The following is a 12965-nucleotide window of genomic DNA, read 5'->3' on the forward strand; positions in this document are numbered from 1 at the left end:
AGTTGCCGGCCCCTACAGCTCCTGGTCCCCGAAAGGGAGCGCGTCCAGGTCCCCGTCGAACTCCCCGACGCTCGGGAGCATCAGCTCCAGGGCGTCGGACGGCTCGTCCTTGCGGCTGTCCGGGCCGAGGAGCGCCTGCTCGGTCCAGATGCACTTTCCGGTCGCGGTGTAGCGCGTGCCCCAGCGTCGGGAGAGTGCTGTGATCAGCTGCAGGCCGCGGCCTCCCTCGTCGGTCTCCGTCGCCCGGCGGATGCGGGGCATGGTCAGGCTGCCGTCGAAGACCTCACAGATCAGCTCGTCGTCGTGCAGGAGGCGCAGGCTGACGGGGCCCTTGGCGTGGCGTACGACGTTGCCGACCAGTTCGCTGGCCAGGAGTTCCGTGGTGGGGGTCAGGCTTTCGAGGCCCCAGACGGCGAGCTGTTCACGGACGTGGCGGCGGGCCTGCCCCGCCGCCCTGGGGTCCTCGGGGAGCGACCAGGAGGCCATCCTCTCGACGGGCAGGGCGTGCAGCCGGGCGACGAGGAGCGCCGCGTCGTCGGCCGCCTGGTGCTCCGCGGGGAGAAGACCGGCCGTGAGGGTGTCGCAGAGACGTTCCAGACGATCGCGCTCCCCGTCCGGCTCCACGTCCGTGATGTGCGCCGCGCGCAGCAGCCCGGCCAGGTCCGCCATGCCCTCGTCGATCTCACGCGTGGACGACTCCACCAGTCCGTCGGTGTAGAGCACCAGCAGGCTGCCCTCCGGCACCGCCAACTCGACCGTCTCGAAGGGTGGTTCGGCCGCGCCCAGCGGGGGGTCGGGGGCCAGTTCCGGAAAGTGGACCCTGCCGTCGGGGTGGACCACGGCCGGCGGGGGATGGCCCGCCCGGGTGATGGAGCAGATCTGCGTGGTCGAGTCGTACAGCGCGTACAGGCAGGTGACGTACGACTCCTCGCCCATGCCGCCGACGATGTCGTTGAGATGGCTCATGATCTCGTCGGGCGGCAGTTCGAGGTCGGCGAGGGTGTGGACCGCCGTGCGCAGGCGGCCCATCGTCGCCGCCTCCGGCAGGCCGTGGCCCATCACGTCCCCGACCACCAGGGCCACCTGACCGCCGGAGAGCGGGATGATGTCGTACCAGTCGCCCCCCACGTCCATGCCCTGTCCTGCGGGGAGGTAGCGGGCCGCCGCCGTGCATGCCGACGGGGTGGGCAGGTCCCGGGGGAGCAGGCTGCGCTGGAGTTCGCGGGATCGGATGTGTTCGGCGTCGTAGAGCCTCGCCCGTTCCAGGGCCTGGGCGACCAGGGCGCTGATCGTGGTCAGCAGGGTGCGTTCGTCGTCGGTGAGGCGGCGCGGGCGGTCGAAGGCCACGACGCAGACGCCGAAGGTGACGCCGGACGCCGTCAGCGGCAGGAACGCCCATGCCTGTTTGCCCGCGCGCCCGGGCAGCTCGGCCTGTCCCGGTGAGCGCGCGGCGAGTTCCTGCGCGGAGGACAGGAAGAGCGGGGTGTCGGACGTGATCGCGTCCCAGCCCGGGTCGCCGGACAGCCGCGAGCGGCGGTCGACGGCGGCGAGGAAGTCGTCGGGGTAGCCGACCGCTCCCACGGTGTGCAGCAACTCGCCCTCGACCGTCTGCACCAGGAGTCCGGCGGCGGCGAACGGCGGCAGCACCCGCGGGGCGAGCGCGTCCACCACGTCCCGTGACGTCGTCGCCTTCGCGAGGGCGGCCGTCAACTCCGCCATCTGGGCCGCGCGTTCGGAGGCGACCCGCTCGGTGGCCTGGCGTTCCTCCTCGTGCCGCCGCCGCTCGGTGACGTCGCTGAAGTAGAGGGTGTGGCCGTCGGGACCGGGCACCAGCCGCAGGTGGTAGCGGCGGTCGCCGTCCGGCATACGCATGTCGAAGCTGGCGGGCTTGTCCTCGGCCGCGGCCTTGCGGAAGCGGCTCTCCATGCCGGGCACCTGCTGTGCGGAGGGCAGGTCCCACAGGACACGCCCGAACAGCTCCTCCTCGGAGAGGCCCAGCGTGCGTTCCGCCTCAAGGTTGGCGAAGGTGATCCGCCACTCGTCGTCGAACGCCAGGAAGCCGTCGCTCATATGGCGCAGAGCGCGGCTGAGGGCGTCACGGGCGGACCGGGACTCGTTGCTCTCCCAGCCCACACCGATCATCCGGAGGGGTTCGCCGTGTTCGTCGTACGTCGCCCTGCCACGGGCCTGGGTCCAGCCGTACGTGCCGTCCAGGCCGCGTACGCGGTACTCCGCCTCGTACACCGTGTGGTCGCGGATCGCCCGCTGCGCGGCACCCAGCGTCGGGGCGAGGTCGTCGGGGTGGACGGTCCTCATCCAGTTCTCGATCTTGCCGGTGAAGTCGGCCGGTCTGGTGCCGTAGAGCTCCAGGGCGGCCTCGTCCCAGATCAGGTCGCCGGTCCGGATGTCCCAGTCCCAGGAGCCGACGCTGACCTCCTTGAGGGCCTGCCGCAGGCGCTCGCCGCTGAACTCGGTCTGCGCGGGCCCGGCCGGCGGGGGCGCCTGGGCCATGCGTTCCTCGGTCCAGGCGATCACGGCCCGCAGGAACTCCCACTGCTCCGAGGTCGGCTCGCCCGCCTCGCCCGTGACGACGGAGAGGGCCCCGATGCTGCGGTCCCCGCTGGACAGCGGGGCGGCCGCCAGTCCGCTGCCCGGCCATGCGGCCTCGCCGGACACGGAGTGTGCCGTGAGTTCCCGCGGTGCCCAGACGCCGCTGCCCTGGTGCAGGGCGCGGGCGGGGGCCAGCGGGCCCTCCTGGTCGATGATCTCCCAGGCCCGGGTGAGGCCCGGCGGGAGACCGGCGGCGGACACCAGCCGCAGGGCGGACATGGGGCCGCGAAGGTGGATCATCCCTCCCAGGGCACCGAGCTCGCCCACCGCGTGCTGGAGTGCCAACCGGAAGATCTCGCTCTCCGCGACACCTGGTTCCACCATGCTGAGCAGAGCCAGCCGTGCATTCATACGATAAATTTTACCGTTCTGGCCTCACCGGATGCGGGCCTTCGCAGGAATCACACCTTCGCCGCCGTCCTCCCTTACCTGGTCTTCAACACCTGCCGCTCCAGGCCGAGTTGCCTGTCGTGACGATGGCCGGTTCGACACTCCCGCACCCCGTGTAACGCCCCTTCGTCCCGGGCAGTCCTCCGGTCACGGCGACACACGAGGAGCGGCATGGACATCGGCGTCTTCATCCCGATCGGCAACAACGGCTGGCTCATATCGAAGAGCTCACCGCAGTACCTGCCGAGCTTCGAGCTGAACAAGGCGGTGGTGCAGAAGGCCGAGGAGCACGGGTTCGACTTCGCCCTGTCGATGATCAAGCTCAAGGGGTTCGGCGGCGAGACCGGGTTCTGGGACCACAACCTGGAGTCGTTCACCCTGATGGCCGGCCTGGCCGCCGTCACCGACCGGATCAAGCTGTACGCCTCCACCCCGATCCTCGCACTGCCCCCGGCAATCGTCGCGCGCATGGCCGTGACGGTCGACTCGATCGCCCCCGGCCGCTTCGGCGTCAACATCGTCACGGGCTGGGCGCCCGGAGAGTACGCGCAGATGGGCCTGTGGCCCGGCGACGAGCACTTCGGCAACCGCTACGCCCGCGCCGTCGAGTACGTCACCGTGATGAAGGAGCTGTGGAGCGAGGGAGTCAGCAACTTCAAGGGCGAGTTCTACGAGATGGACGACTGCGTGCTGTCACCGCGGCCGGCGGACGGGCACATCGACATCGTCGCCGCGGGCCAGAGCAGCACGGGAATGAGGTTCGCCGCCGAGCACGCCGAGTACAACTTCATCCTGGGCAGCGGCGTGAACACTCCCCTCGCACTCTCGGACACCACGGCCGCGCTCGTGGACATGGCACGCACGACCGCCCGTGACGTCGGGGCGCTCTCCCTCTTCATGGTCATCGCGGACGAGACCGACGAGGCGGCCCGGGCGAAGTGGCAGGACTACCACGACAACGCCGACCTCGCCGCGCTGGCGTACATGGCGGGTGAATCGGCCACGGACACGGTCGCCGACGACTCCTCGACCGCCCGGACCATCTCGCTGCCCGAGGGGGCGGTGAACTTCAACATGGGCACGCTCGTCGGCTCGTACGAGACCGTCGCGAGGATGCTCGACGAGGTCGCCGGGGTCGACGGCACCAAGGGGATCATGCTGGTCTTCGACGACTTCCTGGAAGGCATCGAGACCTTCGGTACGCGCGTCCAGCCGCTGATGAAGTGCCGCTCGAACAGGCCGGCAGAGGCCTGAGGACAAGAAGTGAGCCAGACCACAACGAAAACGGTGACGTTTCGATAGAGGCGGGAGTTACTCTGGACATCGAGGTGAACGAAACAGTTTCGTTCAGGGTTTCCGCGCAATGTCCCCGGCGAGGACGCCGCCCATCGCTCCTCCCCATGGAGAACGCCTGCCATGACCTCCGTACTCATCGTGAACGACCAGTCCCTTCAGCGGCTCGGCCTGCGGATGCTACTGGCCGCCGAGCCCGACCTGACCGTCGTCGGCGAAGCCTCGACCGGGGCCGAGGCGGTTCGCCTCAGCGCCGAACTCCGCCCCGACGTCGTCCTGTTGGACAGCAACGTCTCCGACACGGACGGCATCGCGACCATCCGCCGCATCGCCCACCCCTCCCTCCTCCCGCTGGTTTCCGAACTCACCGGAACCGGTGGACAGCGCCCGCGCGTACTCGTCCTGACACCTGCCGGCCGGGAGAGAAGCGCCTACGCCGCCCTGCGCGCCGGAGCGGCCGGATTCCTTCTCCAGGACGCCACCCCCGACGAGCTGACCGCGGCCATCCGCATCGTGGCCGCCGGGGACGCCGTCATCACTCCCGGTCTGACCCGCACGCTCATCGACACCGTCCGTCAGGAGCGCCCGGTCCGCCCTCTGGACGGAGCGGTCGGCCTCGGCACCCTCACCGGGCGCGAACGCGACGTCCTCATGTCCGTCGCCTCGGGCTGGTCCAACGCCGAGATCGCCGAGCGCCTGTCCATCGCCCCGACCACCGTGAAGACCCACGTCAGCAACATCCTCGCCAAGATCGGCGCCCACGCCCGCGTCCAGGCGGTGGTCTTCGCCTACGAGTCCGGCCTGGTGCGACCGGCGGCCTGACACCGACCGGGCCGATCCCGTCTGCCACGATCACGGGTGGCCGAGTACTGTCCCCAGGACCTGCCGGACGGTAGTCTCCGGCCACCCGACTGTCACGGTTCCGGGCACCCGGGCCCACATGGGCGCCGGTACCCTCGTCGGATTCACACGGAGTTCCCCGCCCGGGTGCAGGCGGAGGCCCTCGTGGCGCATTCTTGCTGTGTCAGCCACTCGGCGGCGCACGGACGAGGTAGGGCCGATGACTGGGAGAGCCGAGCACGACACCCGGACGCCCGGACGCCTGGCCGCGCTGCTGACCGGGATCACGGCGGAGGCGATCGGGGCGGCCGACGGCTTCGCGGGAGGCGTGTACCTGCGGTCCAGTACGCCCGGGCTCCTGCGGCTGGCCGTGCTCTCAGGGCTGCCCGGGCCACTGTTCCGGCCCTGGTGGCGCCTGCACGTCGACCGTCGGTTCCCCGTCGCGGACGCCTACCGGCTGGGCGTCCAGGTGGTGCTCCCGGACGCCACGGAGACAATGCGCCGCTACCCCCAGTTCGCGGCGGGCCTGCCGTTCCAGTTCGGATCCGTGTACGTGCCCGTGGTCGGAGGGTCGACGGTCTACGGCGTACTGACCCTGCTGCGCCCCTCGACGTCGGACGCCACCACCGTGCTGCCCGACCGCGACCGCATGGCACAGCTGGCCGAGGACCTGGGCGCGGCCCTGCGGAGCCTGGAGGGCGCCGACGGGTCTCCGGTCACCTGGGACGACGAACCGCTGTGCGTGCGCCCACCGGCCGCGAGGCCTCCCGCCGCGCCCGTCGGGCGATTCGCCTGGGATCCGGCAACGGATGTCGTGACCGCCGACAACCGGCTGCGCGCCCTGTTGGGAGTGGCGCCGGGAGAGTCCGCCGACACCCCGCAGGCGCTCGCGGACGCCGTGGCCGCCGCCGACTCCCATCAGGTCCTGGCCGCCCTGCGGGAGACGGCCGCGGGAAGACCGCCGCCGCTGCCCCTGCATGTGCGTGCCGTCGACGGCACGCATCGGCTGCTGGAGCTCTGGACCCCGCACGACACGTCCGTCCCGTTCGGAACGCACTCCGGTATGCACCCCGTCCGCGGCATCGTCCTCGATCCGCACGCCGGCTCGGCGGCCGACAAGGCGGCCGACCTGCTCCCGGAGGGCGTGTTCTGCCTCGACCGGCTGGGCCTGATCGTCTACGCGAATCCGCGGGCTGCGGAGATCCTGGGCCGCCCACGGTCCGAGCTGCTGGGCCGCATCCTGTGGGAGGCGGTGCCGTGGATGGACAGGCCCTCCTACGAGGACCACCTGCGGGAGGCCCTGCTGGCACCGCATCCGGTGCACTGCCACGTCGTACGGCCGCTCCAGGACGAGGAGAAGTCCCTCGCGGATCCGCACGGAGGTGACTGGTTCTCGCTCTCCGTCTATCCGGGTCCCGACACCCTGACCTGCAAGCTCGTTCCGGCCGACCGCATGCAGGACCCGTCTCCCGAGCCGACGCCGCGCCCCGGGGTGGACGCACCGGCCGACGTGCCCCTGGCCGACGGTTCACCGGCCGCGGTCACCTCCATGGCTCCGCTGTACCGCCCGATCATCCTCGCGATCGCGCTGACCGAGGCGGTCACCGCCCACCAGGTGTCCGCGGTCGTGATGCAGGAACTGCTGCCGGCCTTCGGCGGGCGTCGGCTCGCCATCTACCTGCTGCAGGACCGTCATCTGTATCTGGCCTGGGAATCGGGCTTCCCCAAGGGATTCCTCGCGCCGTTCGACGGGGTCGGTCTCGACACCCGGCTGCCCGGCGTGGAGACCCTCACCACCGGTCGGCCGCTCTTCTTCGAGTCGATGCACCAGCTCACGGCCGCCTATCCCGGCATCCCGCTCGACGCGACGGAAGGAGCCCGCGCCTTCCTGCCCCTCATCGCCTCCGGGCGCCCCGTCGGCTCCTGCATTCTCGGCTTCGACCGTCCCCGCGACTTCAGCACCGAGGAACGTACGGTGCTCACCGCCCTCGCCGGGCTGATCGCCCACGCCATGGAGAAGGCACACCGCTACGACACCGAGGCCGCGCTCGCCCGCGGGCTCCAGCAGGCTCTCCTCCCCCGGCGTCTGTCGGGCCATCCACGGGTGGAGACCGTCGGGCGCTATCTGGCGGGCACCCAGGGAATGGACGTGGGAGGGGACTGGTACGACGTCGTGGAGTCCGGGGACGGTCTCGCCCTGGTCATCGGCGACGTCCAGGGACACGGTGTCCAGGCCGCCGCCACCATGGGGCAACTGCGCAGTGCCGTAAGGGCTTTCGCGCTCGGCGACCATCCGCCCGACGAGGTCCTCAGCGGCACCAACCGGCTCCTGATCGACCTCGATCCCGGTCTGTTCGCCAGCTGCTGCTACATCCGGCTGGACCCCCTCACCGGTCTGGCCCGGGTCGCCCGCGCCGGGCATCCGCCGCCGATCCTGCGCTTCCCGGACGGCCGCACCCACGTCCTGGACATCCCCGGCGGCGTCGTGCTCGGCGTCGACGCACACGCTCAGTACCCGGTGACGGAGTTGCAGCTGGAGCCCGGCGCCATCCTCGCGCTCTACACGGACGGGCTGGTGGAGCGGCCGGGCGTCGACATCGACGAGGGAATCACGGCGCTGCGCGTGGCCCTGGCACGAGCCGGTTCCCCCGCTGCCCGCCCCGGCGGCCGTTCGCTGGCCGCAGTCGCCGACCGGCTCACCGCCAAGGCCCGGCACGTCGCCGACCGCCCCGACGACATAGCGCTGCTGCTGACGGCACGCCGCCCGGTGTCGGGGCGCCATCGCTGAGTGACAGCGCTCCCCTGAAGGCTCCCCCGAAGGGGTCAGCCGTACGGGCTCATCCGCGTGGCGGAGGAATCGGGCGCCCGAGACGCACGGGGACCCCCGGGGAGTACAGCACGCTCACCGGTTCCCCGGCCGGTGTCGGCAGCCCGGCCGACTCGATGAGGTTCTCCTCGCACTCGACCAGCGTCGCCCGGTGCAGCGGCCAGCGCGGATGGTCGTTCGGCAGGAAGCCCGCGTCGCCGAAGAACGGGTTGTGCATGCCCCACCGGGCGGTCAGGAAGTGCTCAAGGCCGGTCGGCTCGGTTATGCGCTCCCCTGGCCTGACGACCAGCCGGCTGTACGCGCCGCGCGGTCCCGGTACGCGCCTCGCGCTGGTGTAGCCGACGGTGTCCTCGCCGGTCCGCACGGACATACGGGACCACACGTACGGCAGCCGGAACGCGAGCCGTCCCATGACCACCGGCAGGAGCCTGGAGGCGTCCATGGACCGGAAGACCACTCCGCGCCGGCCGTGCGCGTCCACCGAGTACAGGCGCACGTTGGTCTCCGGGAAGGAGCCGAAGTACGGCACGCCCGGCAGGCGCAGCCAGCCCACCTTGTGCATCCGGAACGCGACCAGCCCGACGAACGTGACGCCGTCCACGGTGTCGGGAACGGTGCCGTCCGGCAGCAGTCCCGCCACGGCCGCCGGATCCACGGCCCAGTGCACGAAGGTGAGGTCCAGCCACTGCTGGGTGAGCAGGGGGCGGCTCAATGCGACCGGGGCGTCGGGCGTGATCGGTTCCGGCTCGGACGAGATGATCGACACGAGCGGAAGCATCGCAGGCCCCTGTCCGGGACACGACGAGAACGCGTGCTGTGTGACGCGTCTGGCACCGGTACTCACCGGTGCCGTCGTCCCGCGCCACACCTCGTACGCCGGCCCCGGACGGGTCCCGGGGCCGCGGCGGGGGTCAGACATCGGTGGGCAGGCCGCTCACCTCCGCGATGCCGCGCAGCTCCTCGTCCTGGCGGTGCCGTTCACCGATGAAGTCGGCGATCTCCTGGCAGCGGGCCGGGTCGGCCGCGGTGCCGGAGTCCGTGACGACCCTGACGGGTCCGACCTCCTCGGTCTCGATCTCGACGATCTGGTTGTCCAGCCGTCCCGTGACGGCGACGGCCACGACGAGGGACGCCTCGTCGCGGACCTCCTGCGAGACGCTGGCGCCGTCCTGGCCTTCGAGACTCAACTCGATCGGCCCAGCGCGTTGCTCCTGCATCGCCTCCAGTACTGGTTCGACCATGCGGAGCAGCACCGCGTAGTCCGACGGCGCCATACGCACGCGCAACAGGTCGAGATAGAGGTCCACGGGCCGGTCTTCGGGCGGAAACTCTGATTCGCTCATGGGACTCGACTTCCCCGATGTGGCCAACATGATCGCATCTGGGTCCAAAATGGTGGATCTCCGCGCCCGCCGCCACTCAGGAACCGTCCTGCGCCCGGTCCAGGGCCTGCCCGACAGGCAGACGGGAATTGTCCGACAGGCCCTAGGCGCCGCGACGGACCCGGGCGGCCTTGCGGGCCTCGGCCGTCTGCCGAGCCTCGGCGGAGCGGCGAGACTCGCCACCGGCGCGTCCCGGACGGGTGCCCATGCCGCGGAAGGGAGTGCCGCCGCGCTGGGGGCGCTCCGTGACCGGCGCGCTTCCGTTGACGGGAATCCCGGAGGGCGCCCGGGCACCGGTGATGCGGCTCAGCTCGGCCTCGCCCGAGCGGACCTGGGTGATCTGCGGCCTGATGCGGGCGTCGGACATCAGACGGGTCATGTCACGGCGCTGATTGGGCAGCACCAGCGTGACGACACTGCCGGACTCCCCGGCACGGGCCGTACGGCCTCCGCGGTGCAGATAGTCCTTGTGGTCGGCGGGCGGATCCACGTTGACGACGAGGTCGAGGTCGTCGATGTGGATGCCTCGGGCCGCGACATTGGTCGCCACCAGCACCGTGACCTGGCCGTCCTTGAATTGGGCCAGCGTGCGCGTGCGCTGGGGCTGCGACTTGCCGCCGTGCAGCGCCGCGGCCCGCACCCCGCTGCCCAGCAGATGCCGGGTGAACTGGTCCACGGCGTGCTTGGTGTCCAGGAACATCAGCACCCGCCCGTCGCGGGCGGCGATCTCGGTGGCGGCGGCGTGCTTGTCCGCACCGTGCACATAGAGCACGTGGTGCTCCATCGTGGTGACCGTGCCCGCCGAGGGGTCGACCGAGTGGACCACCGGGTCGTGGAGGTAGCGCCGGACCAGGAGGTCGATGTTGCGGTCCAGGGTGGCCGAGAACAGCATCCGCTGGCCGTCGGGCCGTACCTGGTCGAGCAGCTCGGTGACCTGGGGCATGAAGCCCATGTCGGCCATCTGGTCGGCCTCGTCCAGGACGGTGATCTCCACCCGGTCCAGACGGCAGTCCTTGCGCTCGACGAGATCCATGAGACGGCCCGGGGTCGCGACGACGACCTCGGCACCGGCCCGCAGCGCCCCGGCCTGCCGTCCGATCGACATACCGCCGACCACGGTGGCAAGCCGCAGCTTGAGCGGCCGGGCGTACGGAGTCAGCGCGTCGGTGACCTGCTGGGCCAGCTCACGGGTGGGAACGAGGATCATCGCGAGCGGCTTCCGGGGCTCGGCACGCCGCCCGGCCAGGCGCACGAGGAGTGCCAGGCCGAAGGCGAGCGTCTTGCCCGAGCCGGTGCGCCCGCGGCCGAGGACGTCACGGCCCGCGAGGGAGTTCGGCAGCGTGGCGGCCTGGATCGGGAACGGCTCGGTCACGCCGAGGCGGGTGAGCGTGTCCAGCAACTCGGCGGGGAGGCCCAGTTCACCGAAGGTAGCGACGGCGGGAAGGCCCGGGTTGACGGTGGTGGGCGGCGTGAACTCGCCCTGCAGCGCGGCGGGCCGACGCCCACCGCCACCCGACCGGGTGACGGGCCGCCCCTGGCCCTGCGGGCGGGCACGGCCGCCCCGGCCCGAACCGCCGAAGCCGTCCTTGCGGCCCTTGGAAAAACCATCGTTCGTGCGAGCTGAACGGTTCATGAAGAACCTTCCTCGATAGGGCACGTATCGAGGAATTCTCGGCGGACGCGAGCCGAACGAATTGCAAGAACGAGCCGGCTGCGGGACCGGAAAAAGCGCCGGCCGCAGCGATATGACACAAGAGGGAAGTCCCGGTCGGGACTTCCTGGAAAATCAGCAAGCTGGGGCCCCACCGCGAGGTGGGACCCCAGCTGCCTTGTGCGATTCGACGTCAGGCAGGCGTGATGTTCTCCGCCTGCGGGCCCTTCTGACCCTGGGTGATGTCGAAGTTCACCTTCTGGCCCTCCTGGAGCTCACGAAAGCCCTGGGTGGCGATGTTCGAGTAGTGGGCGAAGACGTCGGGGCCGCCGCCCTCCTGCTCGATGAAGCCGAAGCCCTTTTCCGAGTTGAACCACTTGACGGTTCCAGTAGCCATGTCATTTCCCCTTCGGGGCAGTACCCGGGGGTCCGCACTGTGTGAACCCCTGCGTCGCCGCAATGAACCCGTCCGGAAAGAGCGCCGGAAATACAAAAGCGCCCGGCGATATGTAATCATCCGAGCCACTTGAAGTGTGCGGGAACTACAATTGCAACTGGATCAAGACTATCACGACACACCCATACGGCAACGGCTGACCCGCCCTGATCGTTACGAGCCACGACGAGGTGATCAGGGACCGGGCCCCGGGTCCGGTTTCACGGGGTCGGTGATCCCGGCGCGGGCGGCTTCGAGCTGGGCGGCGAAGGCGACACCGAGGAAGAGCGCGATGCCGGTGAGGTTCGCCCACAGCAGCAGCGCGACGAAGGCTGTGAGCGGGCCGTACACGGCGCCGAAGGACCCGCTGCTGGCGACGTAGAACGCCAGCAGCCAGGTGGCCGCGACCCACAGCACCAGATGGACCGCCGAGCCGAAGGCGAGCCAGGTGTAGCCCGGCTGGTCCCTGCGGGGCGCCCAGCGGAAGATCACCGCCGAGGCGACCCAGACGAACATCACGCCCAGCGGCACCTGGAGCGGCCCCCACCAGTCGAGGTTGTCGCGCGACCAGCCGAGGGCCTGGACGACCGACTCCCCCACCGCGTCACCGGCGACCAGGACGAGGAAGCCGAGGACCATCGGCATGCCCGCGGCGAGGGCGAGCAGCAGGGACCGGCCGTACTTGGCCAGGAGCGGACGGTCGCGCTCGATCCCGTAGATGCGGTTGGCGCCCCTTTCGACCTGGGCCATGGCCGAGGCCAGATTGAGTACGGCGAAGGCCAGGCCCAGCCACATCGCCAGGGCGCTCCAGATCCCGGACCCGGCACTGCGCTCGGTCTCGGCCAGGGCGTCCTCGACCAGGTCGGCGCTGGCGCCGGGCACGATCCGGCTGAGGGTGAGTTCGATGATCCGGCCGACGCTCTCGGTGTGGACGGTGGTGGCGACGCCCACCAGGGCGATGGTGAAGGGCACCATGCCGAGGACCACCTGGAAGCCGAGGGAGCGTGCGCTGGTGAAGCCGTCCGCGTAGCGGAAGCGGGAGAACGCGTCCACCAGCAGGCGACGGCCTCCGTAGTGCCGCAGCGCGGTGAGCGCCTCGTCACCGGACAGCTCCTCCCCGATCATGTCCCGCGTCTGCGGAACGTGCTCAGCGGTCCCCATCGCTCACTTCTCCTCGTTCTGTGAAATTCGGTGAATCCTTTTCCGGGTCAGGAATGATTCGGCCCTTCGGGGGAAGCCCGCCGAATTCTCGACCCACCCGTGTTTGGACGGGCTTTCCCCGGTCAGCCGTAATAGTAGAGCGCACCACCGATGCAGTGAGGACGTGATCCCCAGTGGCCAGGAACCAGAAGGCACGAGCCAAGACGGAGCAGGCCAAGGGCAAGGCCAAGGAGGCTGCAGGCCGCGCTGTCGGCAACGAGCGGCTGACCGCCGAGGGCCGGGCCGAGCAGTCCAAGGGTGACGCCCGCCAGGCCAAGGAAAAGACGAAGGACATATTCCGGCACTGATGGTGATCATCAATTCCGCAGGGCCCGT

The 12965-nt window shown here is 70.5% G+C and carries 10 protein-coding genes; 4 read left to right on the plus strand and 6 right to left on the minus strand.

What is annotated here, in order from left to right:
- Window positions 1-12: 12 nt before the first annotated feature.
- The gene (locus ACFWXQ_RS00730; protein ID WP_383952424.1) at window positions 13-2961 is read right to left on the minus strand and encodes a SpoIIE family protein phosphatase; all 2949 of its coding nucleotides are present in this window, start codon (window positions 2959-2961) and stop codon (window positions 13-15) included.
- Window positions 2962-3171: 210 nt separating this feature from the next.
- Between ACFWXQ_RS00730 and rutA the strand changes: the two genes are divergently transcribed.
- The 3 genes from rutA to ACFWXQ_RS00745 all read left to right on the plus strand — a co-directional run bounded on the left by rutA (window position 3172) and on the right by ACFWXQ_RS00745 (window position 7921).
- Window positions 3172-4254 carry a pyrimidine utilization protein A gene (gene rutA, locus ACFWXQ_RS00735; RefSeq protein WP_383952426.1) on the plus strand — a complete coding sequence of 361 codons (1083 nt, stop codon included), beginning with the start codon at window positions 3172-3174 and terminating at the stop codon, window positions 4252-4254.
- Window positions 4255-4416: 162 nt separating this feature from the next.
- Window positions 4417-5115 (plus strand): LuxR C-terminal-related transcriptional regulator, encoded by a 699-nt coding sequence (locus ACFWXQ_RS00740; protein WP_383952428.1) that lies wholly within the window; start codon window positions 4417-4419, stop codon window positions 5113-5115.
- Between the two features lie 238 nt (window positions 5116-5353).
- Complete coding sequence (locus ACFWXQ_RS00745) at window positions 5354-7921, plus strand: SpoIIE family protein phosphatase (RefSeq protein WP_383952430.1); 2568 nt, start codon at window positions 5354-5356, stop codon at window positions 7919-7921.
- A 49-nt stretch (window positions 7922-7970) separates the two neighbouring features.
- On the opposite strand, the gene ACFWXQ_RS00750 is transcribed toward ACFWXQ_RS00745, so the two are convergent.
- From ACFWXQ_RS00750 to ACFWXQ_RS00770, 5 genes are all read right to left on the minus strand, one after another.
- Window positions 7971-8726: a YqjF family protein gene (locus ACFWXQ_RS00750; RefSeq protein WP_386267220.1), complete on the minus strand. Its 756-nt coding sequence runs from the start codon at window positions 8724-8726 to the stop codon at window positions 7971-7973.
- Window positions 8727-8871: 145 nt separating this feature from the next.
- On the minus strand, window positions 8872-9303 hold the full coding sequence (locus ACFWXQ_RS00755) for a hypothetical protein (RefSeq protein ID WP_383952434.1): 432 nt from the start codon (window positions 9301-9303) through the stop codon (window positions 8872-8874).
- Between the two features lie 142 nt (window positions 9304-9445).
- The gene (locus ACFWXQ_RS00760; protein WP_383952436.1) at window positions 9446-10975 is read right to left on the minus strand and encodes a DEAD/DEAH box helicase; all 1530 of its coding nucleotides are present in this window, start codon (window positions 10973-10975) and stop codon (window positions 9446-9448) included.
- 211 nt (window positions 10976-11186) lie between these two features.
- Window positions 11187-11390, minus strand: coding sequence for a cold-shock protein (locus ACFWXQ_RS00765; protein ID WP_055614959.1), 204 nt, complete (start codon window positions 11388-11390; stop codon window positions 11187-11189).
- A 234-nt stretch (window positions 11391-11624) separates the two neighbouring features.
- Window positions 11625-12590, minus strand: coding sequence for a YihY/virulence factor BrkB family protein (locus ACFWXQ_RS00770; RefSeq protein WP_383947984.1), 966 nt, complete (start codon window positions 12588-12590; stop codon window positions 11625-11627).
- A 173-nt stretch (window positions 12591-12763) separates the two neighbouring features.
- Here ACFWXQ_RS00770 and ACFWXQ_RS00775 point away from each other — a divergent pair, with 173 nt between their 5' ends.
- Complete coding sequence (locus tag ACFWXQ_RS00775) at window positions 12764-12937, plus strand: CsbD family protein (RefSeq protein WP_269649886.1); 174 nt, start codon at window positions 12764-12766, stop codon at window positions 12935-12937.
- The last annotated feature ends 28 nt before the right edge of the window (window positions 12938-12965 follow it).

This window comes from Streptomyces sp. NPDC058697 (assembly GCF_042715345.1).
Lineage (GTDB): Bacteria > Actinomycetota > Actinomycetes > Streptomycetales > Streptomycetaceae > Streptomyces > Streptomyces liliifuscus.